This window comes from Lysinibacillus contaminans (assembly GCF_001278945.1).
GTDB lineage: Bacteria > Bacillota > Bacilli > Bacillales_A > Planococcaceae > Lysinibacillus > Lysinibacillus contaminans.
The window spans coordinates 1,713,203-1,732,840 of sequence record NZ_LGRV01000003.1; the positions used below are offsets into that span (position 1 = coordinate 1,713,203).

The window sequence follows — 19,638 nt, forward strand, 5'->3', positions numbered from 1 at the left end:
CGGTACTCACAAAAGACATAGTATGATTTTCCGCTTGTCGCACACCCCTTAATATTTACCTATTATTGTAACAAATTATGTAAGCATATATAGTCTTTTAGAAAAATAAACATTATTTGCAGAAATGACCTCATTAGGAGTGATTCAGCAATATCGCTAACACTCGCAAAAAAAAAAACAAAGGAGTCGTATTGGACGACTCCTTTGATCATTAATCTACGTCTGGTATTTTACTCAATGATTCCTTTAGTATCTGCAATTCAGAAAGTGTCAGCGTAACACCCTTCCCCATTTTCGTATGATCCTCCGACCATTCGCGTAAATCATATTTCGGCTCTCGCTCATTCCAGCTGATTAAATTCAGCTCTTTCTTCCACCCTTTACTACTTTCAGATAGGACTGCTAGTGTTTCAATAATTTCGTACTTGATTTCTGCCATATTCTTCACGTCCTTAAAAAGTTATTTTTGCTGCTTCGTGTTAGTTCTATGCCATCCGTTACGCCAACTTCGCATGAAGCACGAAAATCACCTATCCACTCTAACATAACATTATGAATCTTACCGTTATTAAGAGGAATGTCTACAATTTCAACCATTATGGCAAATATAATACACGAATGAATAACGAAACGGATAATCAATAATATTAATAAACGAATTAATATTATTGGTTTTTTTCATTTAAAAAATAAATTTTATTATTTGTGTTTTTAATTCTTTGTTGTATAATATAATCGAATCAACAAAAAGGAAGGGTTTCATTATGGCTTATCAAGTAATCACAGACTGTCCTGTCTGTAGTAAAACGTTGAAAATTACAAAGTTACATTGCTCTCATTGTCACACGACGATTGAAAATGAGTTTGAATTATCTAAGCTGGCATCCTTATCAAAGGATCAGCTTCATTTTGTGGAAGTATTTTTAACATGCAGAGGAAATATTAAAGAAGTTGAAAAGGAACTGGGGATCTCGTATCCAACGGTTCGAGGCAAGCTAACAGACATCATTTCATCCCTTGGCTATGTGCAGAAGAAGAAACATGAAGTAGACGAGAAAAAGGTTGTCACGATGTTGGAAAATGGCGAAATCACACCAGAAGAAGCCATTAAGCTCTTAAAAGAGGAATAAGGAGGAATTGTTCATGAAAGAGGAAATTACAAGAGTGTTAACAATGATTCAAGAAGGCAAGATTGATGCAGATACGGGATCTGAACTGATTCAAGTTTTAAAAGGAAAAGAAGAAACAGGTAATCAGTTTGGTGAAAAATCAACTAAATATTTAGATAAAACATTAAAAGTGCGTGTTGTATCAGCCGAAAATGATAACGTTACGGTCAATTTGCCGATAAAACTTGTTAAGGCAGTATTAATGGCGGGGCATGGCATCGCAGCGAGTATTCCTCAAGCAGAAAAATATGTGAAAGATATAGACATAAGCCTACTTATTGAAGCAATCGAAAATGAATTAGATGGCCAAATAGTTGATATTAAATCGGCAAACGGAGATACCGTTTCGGTCTTCATTGAGTAGTGATTGACTTATGATGTATGTAAAAGTGAAAACAAAAGACGTTCGGTTTACCATCCCAGTTCCATATATTATGTTAAACATTGTTATTTCAATTTTGTCTTCAAAATTTGTTCAGCAACATGCTAACAAATGGACAAAAGCGCACTTCGAAAGAAAAAAAATGGACTTTCCCTTGCCGCTAATAGACAAAGAAATGCTAAAGCCGATCGTCAAGGAACTGAAAAATTATAAGGGGATCGTGCTAGTAGACGTCAAAGCTAATGACGGTACCGAGGTTAAAGTTAGGCTATAATTCATTATAGAATACAACGACCACTGTCTGGCATTTTGAAGGAAAATCCTACTTTCTCGCTTAGAATACCGAGAAAATTGTAAAAAGACAATAACGTTATTTAATTTTATAATCTCAAACAAGCATAACCCCTTTCTAAATTTAGGATGGGGTTATGCTTATTTAATTTTTGATGTAAGATACTTCACGTTACTAAAACCTGATTGCTGAAAATCCAAAAATGAGATGGCCTTTCAAAGCTTAGTAACAATGCATTCAAAAAACCCTCTTTTGTTTTTATAGATCAAAAGAGGATTCTATATCTAAAGTTCAATTTTAAAATGACATTATTTGCTTCTCACGAACAACAGTTTATACCACTGGTTAACAAGAAATGGCAAAATGGACAAACTATAAATAAAACCTAATTGTGTAACACTTAATCTAGCAACTTCAAATACATCCATAAACGATGGAATAAATAACACTAAATGCAAAAGTATGACTCCTATTAAAAATGCCAACCAAGTATATTTATTCGAAAATACGCCAATTGTGAAGATTGATTCTTTAGATCTGGAGTTGAAGCCATGTACTAATCTTGACAAACATAATGTTGTAAATGCCATTGTGCTTGCTGTTAGCGTATCTCCTGTTGACAAACCAATTCGAAAAGCAATAATTGTTGAGATGGCAATTAATACACCTTCGAGTATCACTTGAGTTGTAAAGCTTTTATTTAGTAAAGGCGTGTGAATATCTCTAGGCTTGTCCTTCATTGTTTTCTTATTATGTGGCTCTAAACCTATTGCAATCGCTGGCAAACTATCAGTTAGTAGGTTAATAAACAATAGATGCACTGGTGCAAAAGGTACTGATAAACCAAATACTGTAGCATATAAAACAACAAAAATGGCGCCTGCATTCCCTGATAATAGGAATAGAATGGCGTTTTTAATATTCGTATACATACTTCTTCCATTCGAAATTGCTTTGACAATCGTTGAAAAATTATCATCTGTTAAAATCATAGAAGATGCATCTTTCGCTACCTCGGTACCGGTTATTCCCATTGCCACACCTATGTCGGCTTGTTTTAAGGCTGGACCATCATTGACACCATCTCCGGTCATCGCAACAACATGTCCTTTTTCTTGCCAAGCTTTAACAATGCGAATTTTATGCTCTGGTGTTACACGGGCATAAACAGAGATATCTTGGACTTTTTCTTGAAGCTGCTGATCAGTTAATCCTTCAATTTCATAGCCTTCCATCGCTTCTAGTGGATCATTTAAAATTCCTATTTGTTTGGCGATAGCAGTAGCTGTTATCTTATGGTCACCTGTAATCATAACTGGTTTAATGCCAGCTTTAATACAACTTTCAACTGCTTCTTTCGACTCTTTTCTTGGAGGATCCATCATTGCCACTAAGCCGACAAAGATTAAATCTCTTTCGACCCCTGCATGGATCGTTTGATTTTCCTTTACTTCTTTGTAAGCAATTGCTAGTACTCGCAATCCATTCATAGAAAAGTTGCGATTGGCTTCTTCGATTTTCTTCCGATGTTCTGCTGTAATATAATGAATACCATTTGAAGTTTCTATTTTCACAATTTTAGATAGAAGAACATCTAATGCTCCTTTAGTAATCATGATATATTGTTGATTGATATGATTTACTGTACTCATTAGCTTTCTGTCTGAATCAAAAGGTATTTCAGCAACTCTTGGATAGTGATCTCTTACGACTAATTCGTCAAAGTAGTACTGCTTCCCTAATTTAACAAGTGCAATTTCAGTAGGGTCACCAATTTCTTTATGATCTCTTTCTACAGCGTCACTACATAAAAGTGCCTTTATGATAAGGCTTTTCTCAATTGGATTCCCTACATGAAGTTGATCATGTGGAATGACTTTTTGATCTATAAATACTTCTTGAACAACCATTTTATTTTCCGTTAGTGTCCCTGTTTTATCTGAACAAATAACAGATATACTTCCCAGACTTTCAACAGCATAAAGCTTTCGTATAATGGCATTTTCCTTCGCCATTTTCTGTGTCCCGAAAGCCAGTACAATGGTAACAATTGAACTTAATGCTTCTGGAATTGCGGCAACTGCAAGCGCAACTGCAAACATAAAAGATTCTACTAACTCGCGTCCTCGAAAAAGGTCAATAATGAAAATGGCCAAACAAATCATTGTAATCCCTAAGGCTAATTTTTCTCCAAAATCATCAAGACTAACTTGTAACGGTGTTTTCTTCTCTTTTGCAGTATCTAGTAAATTTGCAATTTTTCCGATTTCCGTCTTCATACCAATAGCTGTAACTATTACAACTCCTCGTCCACTTGTGACAAAGCTTCCTGTGAAAACCATATTCTTTTTATCACCAATGGTTATATGATCCTCTTTGATAGATGTGGTCATTTTTGCTACAGCCAATGATTCGCCCGTCAGAGAGCTTTCATTTATATGCAGATTATAGCTTTCTAATAATCTTCCATCCACACTGATATAATCACCAGCATCTAAATAAAGAAGGTCTCCAACCACAATATCTTTTGATGAAATTTCAACTAACTGATTATTTCGCATCACTTTAGCGATTGGTGAGGTCAAAGTTTTCAAATTATCCAAAGACTGTTCTGCTTTCACATGTTGTACAGTGCCTAAGATGGCGTTTAAAATAACGACAATTACGATCACAATGGTACTTTCTACCTCACCTAATAAAAATGAAATGAAAGCAGCAATCAATAAAATAATGACTAATAAATCTTTAAACTGCCCCCAAAAAACAGCGAATGTACTTATCTTTTTTCCTTCCACCAATTCATTATTACCGTATACTTCTCGCCTCTTTTTGACGTCATAATCACTCAACCCTTGATCTGTCACGTTTAACAGCTTCATGATTTCAGTTGATGATTGTTTATGATATTCCGACATTCGATTCCCCTTCCAGTGTAAAATTTTGGACTATCATGCTAATTTAAAAACTCGCAGCACTTTTCATTAGTTCCACAATACTTGGTTACACCAATTCATATCGACGATCAGAATGAAAGATATTGAACATAACTACATCCGTATCTATTTGCCAATAGCTAATGAATATATAATCTTCAAGAACAATTTGAATGCTTTAGTTCATAATAGCTGTAAACCCCTTTTAGTTTGTCCTTTTTTATGCAGGTAGTGAATCCAGTTGAATTTTTCTATGAAAATACCAATCGATCATAAGCAATTTAATTTTATTCTCTATTCACTCCACCCCCATATTACTAGAACTATAACCATACTATTCCTTGTTCTATTCCAGTATGATAATAAACAATATAGAAATTCGATATGAACAAAATTACATCCTAAAAATACCCCATCCATTTTAAAAGGGATTCATCATCATGAATATAGGTTGATTTCCGTTCCGACTGGGCGTTTTCCGGGAGGCGACTGATGAACCGTTTCGCTAGGAAAGCTTGCTCCAATCAACAAACCTACTTCTATTAATGATCACTTTAATAGAATACATATAATCATGAGTAGAAATTTATTGATGTGAAACATCGAGAAGTTTTTTAATAGATTTTCAAACTTTTTAAGGACAAATCACTCACAAAAATTTACGCAAGTAGCAACCCATACATCGGAAACATTAGGGATATTCCATCCAAGCAGAAAGGTGATGTAAATGAATGGAAATTAATAATCAGTAGAAAAACTACCGTTAGTGTGATAATGGGTCGAAGTACGTATGAAGGCTCTATTGTATCCGGTAGTTATGGCGTTGAGTATGATGAACCACAAATTGAGGATTAAACGGAAGATTTTTTGCAGATAGAAAATTAAATTTATTGGGTCTTCACCGTAATCAGTACTTGACTTTAAATAGAAGTGTTGTTTGGAGTAAGTCCATTTTACTGAACAAAAATTTTTTTCCCCCATATCATAATAGTTGAGACAATTAAACGGTTTAAAGGGGGGTTAATGATGCATTGGATAACCATAATTTTTATAGGTATAGCCGCTAATTTGGATAATTTAGGAATCGGCTTAGCCTATGGAATTAAACGAACTAAAATTCCTATTTCATCAAATTTGACTATTGCCGTTATGTCAATGATCGTCACTTATATTGCGGTAAAAGCTGGAGGAATTATCCTTGAGTACATTTCTGCACATTTAGCTAGTCTTTTGGGAAGTCTTTTATTATGTGCGATTGGGGTATGGACATTATTGTCTAAGAGATTTTCTAAGACGGAGTTCTTAAAAAATCCTGAACAGTTTGATGAAGATAAAAATCATATAATTTCTTTCCGCGAATCAATTCCTCTTGGATGTATCTTATGTATAAACTGCCTAGCAAGTGGAATAGCGATTGGTGCGAATGGAATTTCCGCCATTTGGACCGTTATCTCAATTGGATTCTTTTCAATTGTATGTGTTGGTATCGGTAGCCATTTCGGAGCTTTAATGAGCAAAACATTTATTGGCAAGTATTCGACAGCAATTTCTGGATGGTTAATTATTATTATTGGTATTTTCGAGATTTTTGCTTAATTATACTTCAAATTTTTATACTGCTTTTTATGAATGAAGGGCCATTAGAATTGATAGTTAGATACAACGATGTTGAAGACACTTTGAGGCCTAAGAACAGTATTTATCTAGGGTAGTCTACTACTTATATCCATTTAAACTTTATTGTTGATTTATTCAAAAACAAAGCGTACAGAGTAGGTTATCTGCATCTTCTTCAAACATAGCTCTCCCTTCTTCCGAAGCAGCAATATTTTACATATTCCGACAGCTTTAGGTCAATTTTCACCGGTAAATTGTTCTCTTTACACGCCTGTTGATTATCTCATTTTATCCAAATAAAAATGCAAAAAAAGAGAGATTCTCATGTGAAATAGTAGTCACCACTATAACATTTTACGAAACGGAGAATCTCTCTTTGGACAAGCATAACGCGAGATTTACGCTCATTCAAAAGTTTTTCCCGGACCGAACTTTGAAGTCCTTCTTTTGGTTATTAGTACCCCTCCCTCTCCTCCGCCACTTGTGTAAGCCATGGCTGCACTTCCCCGTACTTCTGTGCCTTTTGCAATCTCATATTGAAGTAAGCTTGCAGTTCAGGGTCCGTACAGAAGATGAAGCAGCCTTTTTGCCCACGTGTCATCAGTGTGCGGTAAGTGTTGCGAATGATGGGATCGGCCAGGCGTTTGGCCGCTTCTGGATCTTCCTTCATCATCTTCTTGATGCCTTTAAGTGATTGATCGGTTTTCGCACGTTTTGTGTGGTCTGTGATGACTTGGCCATTTTCATAGCGTAGATCGTCACCGATAATAACGCCGACATAATCGAACTCAAGTCCTTGTGCTGTATGAATGCAGCCGGCCTCACGAACTGAATTGTTTTCAATCGCCCATGTATTATGGATGTTCCAACTAATACCAAAATTGTGTTCAGGGATGATAATGTCGTGATGATTTGTATCAGTGCGCCCCGCTTTCGGCCATTCCCAACAATACCCTGCCATGATGCGTGATTTATTGTTCCGGCTATTGAGCTGCTCGATTTCATGAAGCATCTCATTTGGATCATCAAATACGCGCACATCATAGGCTAGTCCATAATCATGTGTATTCGCCGTTTCACGAATGCCAAGCACATCGTCAAGCCAGGCAATATAAGCATCAGAGCCGTCACATCTAAACTGAGAAGTCAATTGCCCTGAAATGACCTCTGCCTGAAATTCCTTGGCATACTGTTTGATCAAATCAATGCTACCAATATCACTCAGCGTCACCTTTTGGTTTTCTTCAATGAAGAACAGGCTAAACTTCGACGCCTTGATCAGCTCCATCACCTGCAATAAGATCTAATGATATAATTGAAGCGATCGTTCATCTTGTAAAAAAGACCTCGAAAACGTATAATGAGCGTAAGAAATGAATAAATTAAAAAAGACTACATGATGGTGGTACATCATGTAGTCTCGTAATAGCAGGTTCCCACAAAGGGACTGGCTGTTTTCAGGTATATAACCCATCTGAGCCTTTAACTCAAGGATGGGTTATTTTTTATGGTTAAATGAAAGAATTGAAACAATCAATGCTGCGAATGATACTGCAAACATTAATCCTTCAAATACTGTCACTGGCACCACCCCCTTTCAAAGCGGGAGTGAGCCAACCACCCTTGAGTCACCTATCTATTATCCCTTAATTATAGCACATACGTTCTATCAATACTATAATATCTATTACATAAAAATCCCATTAGTCTACATGGTCTTAGTGTGCAAATGTACATATTTAAGTTAGTTTTTTAGATACTTTCATACAGAATATTAAAAACAACAACTAACTTTATAATGATGTCATGCGGCATTTAAGCAATCAAATTGGTTTTAATTTTACAGATATTCTTTTTGTATTGTATCAATTAATTTATTTGCATTTTCCTCACTAATTGAAAACATTGTTTGCCTGAAGTTAAATCCTTGTTTGCATATTTCTTTCATCTTAGAAGCTGATAGTGGTTTTTTAAGCTGATAAAAATCTTTCAATGGTGTATAAGTTTCCGCATTGACAGTATTATCATAATCCTTTTTATAATATACCCCTGTCCCTTTACCAAAACCAACAATGCCATACCCACTTTTATAAAGAAAGACAATATCATCTTTTTGTATTTTTTCAATCTTTTCTTGCCAACCTGCATGATATGCGGCAGCCTTTTTCTCACCTAACATTTCCCCTGTTGTGTATGAATTATTTGAATGGTTGGTGTTTAAGACATACGCATTGCTTTCATATTCTAAATAGCTTTCTAGTGGTGAGTACATATTAAACTCTAAATAATGTTCACCTTCAATTTCAAATACCCAGTAAACTATAGCGTCAATATTTAAGCCGTTCTTTTTCCAATAGATTATTGCTTCAACAGTTTGTTGATCTAACCCATTTGTCATTACAATAAAATGCTGCTTATTATTAAATTGTTCAGGAGATAACTGATTAGCATTTTCTTTATTAAAATATTCTTTATGCGCGTCTAATAGGCTTAAGTTGCTTTTACTATACTTTGAATATTTTTCATTTAATTCATCATAACTACTATTTCCAAACAATTGACCGTATCTTAAAACTTGAAGTAAATTTTCCTGATTCGACGCCCATCTTTTTAATTCAAAAATATATAAATCTCCATTTTTATCAAGAGCTAGTATATCGGGTTCTTCTTGACGACTTCTTTCATTAAATATAGTCATTAAATCTTTACTGGAAATAAAATCTTGGATGTGTTTGGACACTAGGGATTCTAAGTTCTTTTCAGTCCAACCAATTGATTGCAAACTTACTCGTTTTACTTTTTCATAATCTAATTTATTTAAATTTAGTTTGAATAGCATAATTAATCCTCCTTTTTCTAACAATTTTCATTATAATAAAAATGTATAAATACGGGTTACATTGAAATACATCTCTATTTTTTCTGTAATAACATTTCAAAACGTATCGTTTTAATAGAATCCCCAATTATATATTGAACACCCAAAAACCTTATTAAATCCGAGTTTGTGGATATTTCAACAATATCCTAACGCGTTCAAATATGTACTAACGATACCGGTGGCCGGGATCATACCGCTACTCCAAAAGGAACAAAATTTTAAGATGTACGAATCTAAGGTAAACACTTTCACTTATTCATAAACCATCCTCGGCTCCCACAACACCGTATACCCATTCATAATCGAATAGTCATACAAATCCACAAGTTTCTTCTCTTCATATGTATAAAAATCATTTGTCTCCCCTACCACCGAAATAAGGCTTTCATTCCGCTCCAACATGGATTCTAAAAATGTGCGGGTTGTGATTTTGTCGCTTTTCTTTGTGTTACAGTCGCTGCATGCTAGAACGAGGTTCCATAGGTTGTCGGTTTGTACAAAGCTCCACGGAATAAAATGGTCTACATGTGTTTTGCGACGGCTTGTGGATAAATCCTGGTTGCAGTAGAAGCAGCGATTTTGTTCGAATTGCGTAAGAACCTTATAAAAAGACTCTAGGGAACTGCGCTTGGAAATAATCTCGATTTTAGAAAGTAGACTTATGGTGTTTGTGGCTTCATTTACTTTTTCGAGATACTTTACTAAGTGATAGTTCGTTAGATTGATAAGAATTCGTTGGTATTTTTTCATGAATTGGTAGACTGCTGGGTTGAAACGAAAATGCGCTCGTTTGATGTCAAATTCATAAAATATGCCTGCAGTATCTCCGTAAAATGCACCAATAACATTTTGCTTGCAGTCGCGCTTTACTTCATTTGTTATCTTTAGCTGTAACGAGTCAGCTAGTTGGTCAAATTGCCAATCTGAAGGGATACCCTGTTCCTTTGCGTATTTCTTCAAAATCGTTTGTGCGCGAGCTGGTTTATTTTTGTTCGGCGATTGTTCCAAGTCATGATGGATGACCAAATTCCAATATATCGTCGTGAAAGAATAGAAAATCTGATCATAGCTGAGTGACAAATCATCATCCACATTATACAAATTCTCCAACAACGACTTGAAAAACACGTACTTATAAGAAGTAGAGACCGCCGAGCGATAATAAAAATTATTCAAGTGTTGCCAAATGACCTCCTCTGTCACATATTGCTCTCGAATTTCACCAATTTTCAAATCATGTGACATGCTCAGTCCTCCACTTCAATTAAATAAACCCCTTCAGCAAATCCCCCACGCTTGTCCTTCTTATGATGACGTACCGCTTCCAGTTCCTCGTAAGAAAAGCCGTACACTTCAAGTGCCGCATGCATCAGTTCCAAAATATCTGCAAGTTCCTCTATTGCATCCATTTCATTAGCCGCTTGTTGGAATTCAAGCATCTCTTCCTGCATCTTGTTCTTAATCTCTCCTAAATGTTCGCTAGGAGCTAAAATTCGTGTTGTGCATGTTTTACCGCTTTCTTCAACAATATGCGGTATCCTATCTCGTACTAATTTATTGTATACTGGCATGTTAATCTGTATCTCCTTATTCAATCGCATTAAACGCAAAGCCTCTATAAAATGGGTCGCAAATTCTCTTGTATTAAGTTTTGTCGACCGATGTGATGGCTTTTCTATATGAAGTTCTTCATATTATCTTCTAAACAGAAAACCTCCAATTTTTATACTTACCCTACTCCAGTTCACTCAATGCCATTTTAGCCGACAACGCCAACAAGTCCATGTCCTCAATCCTAAAATCCGTACCGAAAAAGATTTGATGTTCGAATCGATTGGTTGTGCGATTGAATCTTACTTCACCGATTCCTGCAAAGGCAGGTTCAGGGTTTTGATCGGCAAAGTGTTGAATGACGCCAAATTTATTTAAGTAGCTGTTATTTTTGGATTCCGCGATAAATGATAGTTCAAATACAATATCAATCTCTTTGTCACTCTCTAGTAGCGTGATCTTTGCAACATCTTCAATGAGCTCTACTTTTTGAACATAACCCATGACAAGCTTATGTTGATCTATATCATTCTCATTGATTTTCGAGACGTATTTTCTTCGTAAAGGCGGTCTTTTTCTCTTTAAGCCTTGCCATGTTTCATCATCAAACAATGTTGTTTGTATACCTGTTATTCTTTTGCGCCTTGAGAGCATCGGTTTTTGGAGTGTCACCGTTGTTCTAGTTACAGTTTTTAAGTTGGGTAACTCTTCTGGAAATCTCATCGCTCGGTAAGCCTTACTTAATGCCTCTTGACGACGTTGGAATTCAAATCCAACCGTTACATCTGCAATTTGATAATCCCGCCCCACCCATCTTCTTTCAAAATGATACACGCACCCTTCATGATGTGCGTGATATTTCCACGTCCGGAAATGTGCCCTATCACTATTTATATACACTAGTTTTGCCGGACAACCAGGTGTTGGACAATATAAAAAACCACGGAAATTATGATCATATAGCTGCTTAGAAACTTCCTCAATATTAACTAGCTTTTCCTCTGCATTTTTAACAAGCCTTGCATCAGCAATTAGCATATTAAATCACCCTTTACTCATTCGTATTGGATTACAAAAGATGACTGATGTTATGTATGTGGTTGTTCAAATCTATTAATTAATACTATACATTATTTTTCATCTCTATAATCGGAATTTTCTATATGTTCAGTTAAATCAACAAAGATTAACGCTTCTAACTGTAACTTATCCACCTGCTAAGCCGACTTGATCTTGATTATATAATTGGTATACCCGTTTTTTTGTCTTTATTAAAAGCGAAGAATCAAATAATATTGTCCTCTTCACGGACAAAAACAACAGAAAAACACCTAAAAAAGTACAAAAACAACTCAATCTAGAACCATATCCGCTTCTCTGATTGCGCTGCAAAAAATAATAGATAGGATAATTGACTCATACCTTTTCTGCTAAAACAGCCTTTAAATCTACTAAATTCGTTCTGAAAAACGCCACCAAGCCTTCCTTATATTTTTAAACAATCGGGAACACCCAGCTGTATGTTTATATAACACATGCAAAAATACTCTAGGGAAAATGTTTTTTTTTGGAAACACTTTAAAACGCTTATATAGCAGGGCTTGAATATATCTACACAAAGAGTCGCTCACTATTTCTTCAAGAATTAGAGCAGCTAAAAAATACTCTCTCTTCATTTAAATGAATAAACATTTTTTATTGATCTTTCTTCAAGCCACATTTTTTCTTCATAATGTATCAAGTTCATTTTCGTTTTCTCACAGTGAAATTCTAATAGTGACTTCAACAAACTCGAATTTATTCAAACCCTCGATTTCGATATACAACATATTTTTAAATAAGCGTCATTCCAGACCTTTAGTCCCTATTTGGCACATATTTATAATTAAGTCGTATATCAATTTTGACAAATAGGCTTTTTGACGTTTGAAAAACCTTTGTGATTCTTTCACTTCCCATATTTCTGTTGAATGGTTTGGATATGTTGTTTTTTTATTTCCTCTGATACTTGCATTTGAGGCAGTAATTTTTTATACATATTTTCTATATCGCCTTGAGTGAAAATTTGCTTTGCTGATTGTTTTTGTGTTTTGATAAAACGCTTTAAATTGTCGCGCTTTAGTACGTGCACATTTTGGGATGTCACTTCAATTGCTTTTAGCTGGCAACGTTCGCTAAAGACGATGACCGAATGAATCGATTCGTTCGGTAGCCCAAGGAAATTTTGGATTGCACGGATATGTGTGGCGTTTTGGCGAATTGGATTATAGAATTTAAATTTTTTCTTATTAGGCATCGTTTGTGTCCAGTTTTGTTGAGCTTCATTGCCAAAAATCCAGCCGCTATAGTTTTTCGATTCAATAACATATACACCTGTTCGATCGATGTATAGTAAATCGAGTTCCGTCATTTCCGCGGAATTTCTTTTGGGTACATAGACATTGACTAATTGCTTATGACTTGTCAGTGCATACTTTTCAATAATACGCGATGTTAAATACTCACCGTACCTCCCTTTATTGAAAATGACCGCAAGCATTTTGTTATTCGTTAACTTGTGGTATGCACTACTTTTAAAATTCTGCTGTTTCACATAAAATATAACGACTATTATGATTAGACATAGCACTAAAAACATGTACCCACCTCTTTTCCAATATATTGTAACATCTTATACCCTCAGTATCATTATCGATTATTATTACTTATCTTTCGGTAGCCAATGGTAAATGAACAGTGTCTTATTCTCAATGCCAACACAGAACCCCATAAATCGCTTCAGCTAGAGAAGGCCACTTATTCAGATTAAAATTCTTTATCATTTCAATTTCCCTCTATTTTTTGTTGATCTACAACACTATATCCAAATCATCTTTGTTCGACTCGGCAATAACAGGTTCGTCTTATTCAGGTATTTCAATATCGACTGAACCATATACTACGATATACCATTTCAAAATCTCTAGTTTCAACTGAGTTTTTCAACATTCACTGGTGAGTTTTCAGCACTTATTTCTTTTATTCAGCGTTCACTGGTGGGTTTTCAGCATTCATTTCTTTTATTCAGCATTCGCTGGTGGGTTTTCAGCACTCATTTCTTTTATTCAGCATTCGCTGGTGGGTTTTCAGCACTCATTTCTTTTATTCAGCATTCGATGGAGGGTTTTCAGTACTCACTTCTTCTATCCAACGCTCACCTAGTTCTTATCTTCAGTCCCCACCCTATTGGAAACTTCAGTAAATAATACTGTCAAAGAAAAAAATATAGCTAGCTTCAATTTTCCCAACGGTATTTATTATGAAATTTAGCTTTACCGTATCGACCAAGATAATGTTCATTTTGAAATATCCTCTAAATAAAAGTTAAAAAATGGTATAGATTTTGTATTTACCTGTTGTTATGATGTATGAGAGATTTTCTAAAAAGGAGGTATTTTCATGAGCTACGATACTTATTATAGTGAGTTTGATGAAATAATGAATGATCCAATTATTGCTGGTCTCTTTCTGATGATTATTTTCGCGGGCCTTATATTCGCGATTATCGCTTACCTTATTACGGCACTTATTTATTTCAAGACATCTAAAACAAATGGCTTTAGTGATGTTGCCTACATCGCGTGGATTCCACTACTTAATGTTTATAGTCTGTTCTTGTTGTCTGCAAATAGTGATGATAACGCAACGAGTCGTGCCCTTGCGAAAAGAAATACACTGATTTATTTGGGGTTATTTATTGTATCTCTTTTCCCATTAATCGGTTTTATCGCTTCACTCATAATGGCTGGTTTTATTCTTTATTACTCGTATCGATTAATGTATCGTTGGTCAGGTGAAACAGGCAAAGCTGTTCTTTACGTTATTTTATCGATTATTACAGGTGGATTATTCTTTGCAATTTACGGCTTAATGCGTATGAACCAACCTTTCAAAGCTTAGTCGTTTATTCGAATAAGCTGCATACAAAAAATCCTCTTTTCGTCTATATAGACCGAAAGAGGATTTTTTTTGTTTTTAGGACCATTAGCTGAATAACGTTACTAGCCTTAATGCTTCACAATCTGCTTGTTTGATCTTGGAGCGAGCACATCCTAGAAAGCTTCCTATTTCAATATCCATCTCCATTTCCTCCTGTAATTCTCTGTTCCCTCAGTAGTACTATTGATTATGACCGCTAATAGCTTTATCTTCCTGCAGCTTTCATTGGACGTCCCCGGAAAACGCCTAGTAGGAATGGATATTAACCCCGAGCATGTTTACAAGTCCATAATAACCCATTATAACTATATATTACTTATAAATAGGTATAGATTTATTATCTTAATATTGTTATGATTATCAAATATTTACTAGAAAAGGAGGGTTTTCATGAATTATGATACTAGTTATAGTGAATATGATGCAGGTTTAAGTATTTTATTAATTATCGCCATTTTAGTAGTCCTTGTATTAGCTATTATCGGTTATGTTATTTCTGCACTGATTTATTATAAGACGTCTAAAACAAATGGTTTTAGCGATGCTGCTTATATCGCTTGGATTCCGCTATTGAATGTTTATAGTCTGTTCCTATTGACTGCAAGTGGTGATGATGACACAACGGTTCGTGCCGCTGCGAAAAAGAATACGCTTATCTATTTTGGGTTAATAATTGTTTCGTTTATTCCAATAATCGGGATTATCGGTACACTTGGTGGGACTGGTTTCGTTCTTTATTACGCGTACCGATTACAGTATCGTTGGTCAGGTGAAACAGGCAAAGCTGTTCTTTACGTTATTTTAACAATAATCACAGGTGGATTATTCTTTGCGATTTACGGCTTAATGCGTATGAACCGACCTTTCAAAGCTTAATCAAATGCACAAAAAATCCTCTTTAGTCGATTAAGGCCAAAGAGGATTTTTCGTGTTTTAAAACCATTTATGATAGCTCTTGGCTCTCATAATATTTGCACCACTAAATATGGAACGAAAATCTCTCCGCCATTAATATTGAAGTGATGAAAAGAGAAAGTCAATTTCCTCACAGTTTGTTGCTAACTTATGTCTAAAACAAAAACAGAGTTTGATCTACAAATTGCAATAGAATCAACCCTGTATTTATTTTAGTATTTAAGAAATTGTTTTTATTAAATGGCGCTGTTAAATAATGTTTATATACAGTCTAACAGTTAGAGGGGCTATTAAATAAAGCGCCTCTAACGTATTTTATAAATATTGTGCCTTAACTAAAAATGCAGATTATGCTCATTTGGCGAAGCTGTTTGTCAGTACATTCTAATGGTTTTCATCGGTAAAAGTCAGTGTGACTGCCTGGACTAAATCCATTTCTTCAAATCTTGAAGGAGAAAAGAAATCTTCCATAGCATAGCTTTCCATACTGGAACCGCTGTCGTAAATCATAATAGCAACAGGTATTTCTTTATTGATTTCAATCTTTTGAAAATCTGTCAGAAAACCTATTGAAGATGCTAAGATTTCATAATCGACATCCAGTGTATCGGTTTTATATGAAGCCAGCGCCGTTGTGTTGATGTTGAAATCTACTGCATAGTTGTCTTTAAGTATCATTGCAAACGTACCTTCTAAGCTATCATCTGGATTGGCATCCGGCCCTAATAATACCTGTCCGCCTCCCATAACACTCCAAGTGTCGTCATCCTTCAAAGTATAAACATTAACTTTAAGACTTCTTGCAGTTTTAGGAGCTTTGAAAGATACGATATTTGTATCCTTTTCAAGTCCTAACGACTCCAAAAGATATGTATCACTTTCTGATAACTCATAGGGTGCAACGCCTTCCTTACTGAGCGATTTCGGTATATCTGTGTTGTTTGAACAAGCAGAAAACACTATTGTCGAAACAATAACTAAAAATATTGTAAAAAACTTTCTTATTCTGATTACCTCCTCATAATATAAATTCCTCTTACTTGATAAATATTCAGTTATACGAACCATAATACTCATAATAATGATTATTTAAATTCTCGTTAATACTATTACAAAATAGGTTGTAAAACAACGACGGCAACAATTCTACCACAGTGCTATGCCTTCTATCTTGCGATACGACCTACACCGGGAAGTGACTGGATTAATTCATATTCTTCGAGTTGTGCCATCAATTGATCAATCTCACGCTCCAACGTAGAAAGTTGTTGTCGGTACGCTTGAAGTAACAGTAGAGGTAGCCATCCAAATAATACGTACCAACGCCTTGAAATCGTTCCATCCATCCTTTCAAACCGCGATGAAAGTTATTAACGTGTTGTATGTGGAATATCCCATTTTTACTCTTTGATTTTGATCAAGATTAATTGTTTCGTGTTTAAGATATTTGTTGCTGCAAATTTTTATAGTTGGTAGCTGTATCCGTGCATAACAAGATTAGACGAAACACAGCTATTCAAATCAACTTTTCATTGTCTTAATGATTTGTAGCTGTTAAATGCTTTCTTTTCTTTTGAAACTAATTAAGTAAACAATAAAAAAGGCTGTTTTCATATAGATTATGGCTCTCTTGAAAACACTGATTATGGTTGAATAAAAAGCAGTTTCAGGATGGGTTCAATAATGTAGCGATATGTGTACGAAACAGCCGGAGAATTAAAGAAAGCAGATCAACTAGCCTTTTTTAAGGCAATGAAACTAGACCTATATCAAAAAAGATAATAGAATGGAAAAATTACTTCCTTAGATCAAAGAGTCTCGTTAAACTATCATATTCATCCATCAAACTAATAATTTCTTCTATATATTTTTGCTTTTTCACTAGGGCTACCTCTTTTCGCTTTTATTCTATGCCCCGTTTTTTCATTTCCTCGAAGCAATATGCTACTAGATCTCGTACATCTCGATTTTTACTATCCATTAGCTCGTGCAATACTTCTAGTAAATAGTCATCCTCAAGCATTCCTTCATTTTCACCACTTGAACAGCACGTTAGCACCATCATTAAATAGAAATGCACTTTCGGTTTCTCATGACGGCGCATTTTCTCTAGTAGATGACGAATACATTCGTTCGTCGTACCTAGCACCTTGTCCAACAAGCGATTGATTTGTGCAGGTGAACCTTTCTCAATCGTCACATCGATTTCTTTTATCAACTCTTCCTGTTGCGCTAGTCCGAAAGGTTGCTCCTCTAACTCAACTTCTTCAATAAAAGGCTCCAAGCTATTCAAAAATAAATCAAAGCTTTTTGTCAATGTAAATTGCTGATCCATCTCTGCATCAATAAATGTGACAATTGGTTGCTTTCTTTTTCGGTAATCAAGACATATGAAAATCGGTGCCTCTCCCGCAATGATGACTAATTTTTTACTTCGAATGCCCCACTCTTTACGTAAATAAAAATTATCGCGTAAGCCTGGGCCTTCTCCAACACCATACAGCCCATTAATAGACACAAAATTATTTGCCCAACTATTTGGTACATCTGTCGGACAATATGTATATTTTAATGAAAATCCGTTTTTTTGAAGCAGCAGCTCACTGTACAAAGCAGGTAATTCCAATTGTAGTTCGTTTTCTAATGCAATGATTGCTTCTTCGTTAATTTCACCACAATCATAGTAATCTTCTTCAAGCTCTTGCCAGTACAAATCCATCTCACCAATCTTTTTTTCCAAGAACACGTTTCCTCACGCTTTCTAGTCACAACCATTATCTTTGGACTTATTTAAACATCTAACCGAATATTATTATTGAACTAACTTGCGTCATTCGCACAAGAAGCGACTGCTCTAATTGAACAATCGCCCCGTTCGTTGAATAATATATTTTTAATTTTTAACACTATAATGTAGTTCCACAAATTGGTTGAAGGTCCTAGTTCCTTTCAATGTAAGGTCTAGTTGATGATCTCCTTTTTTAAATAACGGAATTCCTTTTCCAATTATAGTTGGGGCAACTGTTAAAATAATTTCATCAACTAATTTTTCTTTTACAAAATGATGTAACAATTCTCCTCCACCAACAATCCAAATATTTCTTCCTTCTTGATTCTTCAATTTATTAGTAACACTAACTACATCATCATTAATAAATTGGACATCTTCCGTATTTTCAATTGAAGATCTTGTAAAAACATAACATTCTTTATTTTTATATGGGAATTCCCCTGTTTCGTGTCTTATTATCCAATCATACGTTTTTTTACCCATTATTACTGTATCTACTGTTTCATAAAACTCTGAATATCCGTTATCACCTTCACCTTCAACATTAAATAGCCATTCTAAAGACTCATCTTCCGCAGCTATATACCCATCTAAACTCGCGGCAATATACAATACCAAATTTCGTTTTTTACTCATAATATCCTCCTTATAGACAACAACGGAATGTACGTTCTTATTTATTGTAGCAGTGATTTTCCCACGCTTCAACTAAACTGCTGTAACCGTTAGTACAATAACATATAGATTAAAAGGAAAATTATTAGTATCCTCATCACTATTTTCAAATATAAAAAAATGGATTTCTTGTCTTTTCTTAAATCTCGTACTTCATTTACTAGTAAACTTATAAATATTAAAATGAATGCGACTTCTGTTAAATTATCATAAGCAAACCCAAGTATGGCTAGTAGTAATGCGACGCTAGCAATAACAATTTGTATCTTATCTAACTTATTAAAAGTTTTTTTCATCGTTTCTCCTTTCCATCTTGGGTCTCGTCAGAAAAAAGTAGATTTAAAATGTTAATAATATGCACAATTTTATACATTAAAGTTGATAGTGCAACCTTATTCTAAATGCCCGCAAACCTCTGATATGACTAACTTAAAAAAAAGGTGTATAAAACACC

The 19,638-nt window shown here is 34.9% G+C and carries 17 protein-coding genes and 2 pseudogenes; 6 read left to right on the top strand and 13 right to left on the bottom strand.

Features of this window, described 5'->3' with window-relative positions; translation table 11 throughout:
- Positions 1-211: 211 nt before the first annotated feature.
- Positions 212-439, bottom strand: coding sequence for a YdbC family protein (locus tag AEA09_RS10585; RefSeq protein ID WP_053583803.1), 228 nt, complete (start codon positions 437-439; stop codon positions 212-214).
- Positions 440-764: 325 nt separating this feature from the next.
- Between AEA09_RS10585 and AEA09_RS10590 the strand changes: the two genes are divergently transcribed.
- The 3 genes from AEA09_RS10590 to AEA09_RS10600 are packed head-to-tail and all read left to right on the top strand — an operon-like array spanning position 765 to position 1,825.
- Complete coding sequence (locus AEA09_RS10590) at positions 765-1,130, top strand: DUF2089 domain-containing protein (protein ID WP_053583804.1); 366 nt, start codon at positions 765-767, stop codon at positions 1,128-1,130.
- Between the two features lie 13 nt (positions 1,131-1,143).
- Entirely contained in the window at positions 1,144-1,533 is a 390-nt protein-coding gene (locus AEA09_RS10595) for an SHOCT-like domain-containing protein (RefSeq protein ID WP_053583805.1), read from the top strand.
- A gap of 10 nt (positions 1,534-1,543) precedes the next feature.
- Entirely contained in the window at positions 1,544-1,825 is a 282-nt protein-coding gene (locus tag AEA09_RS10600; protein ID WP_053583806.1) for a hypothetical protein, read from the top strand.
- A gap of 326 nt (positions 1,826-2,151) precedes the next feature.
- On the opposite strand, the gene AEA09_RS10605 is transcribed toward AEA09_RS10600, so the two are convergent.
- The gene (locus tag AEA09_RS10605; protein ID WP_053583807.1) at positions 2,152-4,758 is read right to left on the bottom strand and encodes a cation-translocating P-type ATPase; all 2,607 of its coding nucleotides are present in this window, start codon (positions 4,756-4,758) and stop codon (positions 2,152-2,154) included.
- Positions 4,759-5,799: 1,041 nt separating this feature from the next.
- On the opposite strand from AEA09_RS10605, the gene AEA09_RS10610 reads away from it, so the two are divergent.
- Positions 5,800-6,372, top strand: a complete 573-nt coding sequence (locus AEA09_RS10610; RefSeq protein WP_245622828.1) for a manganese efflux pump MntP — start codon at positions 5,800-5,802, stop codon at positions 6,370-6,372.
- Between the two features lie 475 nt (positions 6,373-6,847).
- Here the strand turns inward: AEA09_RS10610 and AEA09_RS10615 are convergent.
- The 6 genes and pseudogenes from AEA09_RS10615 to AEA09_RS10640 all read right to left on the bottom strand — a co-directional run.
- A pseudogene (locus AEA09_RS10615) lies at positions 6,848-7,687 on the bottom strand (DNA/RNA helicase domain-containing protein); the annotation flags it as partial.
- A 546-nt stretch (positions 7,688-8,233) separates the two neighbouring features.
- Positions 8,234-9,232, bottom strand: coding sequence for a PDDEXK family nuclease (locus tag AEA09_RS10620; protein WP_053583810.1), 999 nt, complete (start codon positions 9,230-9,232; stop codon positions 8,234-8,236).
- 294 nt (positions 9,233-9,526) lie between these two features.
- A complete protein-coding gene (locus tag AEA09_RS10625) occupies positions 9,527-10,519 on the bottom strand; it encodes an HNH endonuclease (protein WP_053583811.1) in 993 nt (330 codons plus the stop codon).
- Between the two features lie 2 nt (positions 10,520-10,521).
- The gene (locus AEA09_RS10630; protein WP_053583812.1) at positions 10,522-10,845 is read right to left on the bottom strand and encodes a nucleoside triphosphate pyrophosphohydrolase; all 324 of its coding nucleotides are present in this window, start codon (positions 10,843-10,845) and stop codon (positions 10,522-10,524) included.
- Positions 10,846-11,008: 163 nt separating this feature from the next.
- Complete coding sequence (locus tag AEA09_RS10635) at positions 11,009-11,863, bottom strand: hypothetical protein (protein ID WP_053583813.1); 855 nt, start codon at positions 11,861-11,863, stop codon at positions 11,009-11,011.
- A gap of 910 nt (positions 11,864-12,773) precedes the next feature.
- Entirely contained in the window at positions 12,774-13,463 is a 690-nt protein-coding gene (locus AEA09_RS10640; protein ID WP_053583814.1) for a nuclease-related domain-containing protein, read from the bottom strand.
- Between the two features lie 800 nt (positions 13,464-14,263).
- Here AEA09_RS10640 and AEA09_RS10645 point away from each other — a divergent pair.
- Complete coding sequence (locus AEA09_RS10645; RefSeq protein ID WP_053583815.1) at positions 14,264-14,764, top strand: NfeD family protein; 501 nt, start codon at positions 14,264-14,266, stop codon at positions 14,762-14,764.
- 429 nt (positions 14,765-15,193) lie between these two features.
- Positions 15,194-15,679, top strand: a complete 486-nt coding sequence (locus AEA09_RS10650) for a hypothetical protein (protein ID WP_053583816.1) — start codon at positions 15,194-15,196, stop codon at positions 15,677-15,679.
- A gap of 423 nt (positions 15,680-16,102) precedes the next feature.
- On the opposite strand, the gene AEA09_RS10655 is transcribed toward AEA09_RS10650, so the two are convergent.
- The 5 genes and pseudogenes from AEA09_RS10655 to AEA09_RS10665 form a co-directional block, all read right to left on the bottom strand.
- Positions 16,103-16,786, bottom strand: coding sequence for a hypothetical protein (locus AEA09_RS10655; protein WP_211263245.1), 684 nt, complete (start codon positions 16,784-16,786; stop codon positions 16,103-16,105).
- Between the two features lie 98 nt (positions 16,787-16,884).
- Positions 16,885-17,064 carry a hypothetical protein gene (locus AEA09_RS19960; RefSeq protein WP_156312141.1) on the bottom strand — a complete coding sequence of 60 codons (180 nt, stop codon included), beginning with the start codon at positions 17,062-17,064 and terminating at the stop codon, positions 16,885-16,887.
- Positions 17,004-17,213: pseudogene (locus tag AEA09_RS20320) on the bottom strand (IS1595 family transposase); the annotation flags it as partial. The gene AEA09_RS19960 and the pseudogene AEA09_RS20320, both read right to left, overlap by 61 nt.
- A 408-nt stretch (positions 17,214-17,621) precedes the next feature.
- Positions 17,622-18,458 (bottom strand): SMI1/KNR4 family protein, encoded by an 837-nt coding sequence (locus AEA09_RS10660; RefSeq protein WP_053583817.1) that lies wholly within the window; start codon positions 18,456-18,458, stop codon positions 17,622-17,624.
- A gap of 153 nt (positions 18,459-18,611) precedes the next feature.
- Positions 18,612-19,145, bottom strand: a complete 534-nt coding sequence (locus tag AEA09_RS10665) for a dihydrofolate reductase family protein (protein ID WP_053583818.1) — start codon at positions 19,143-19,145, stop codon at positions 18,612-18,614.
- Positions 19,146-19,638: the final 493 nt, after the last annotated feature.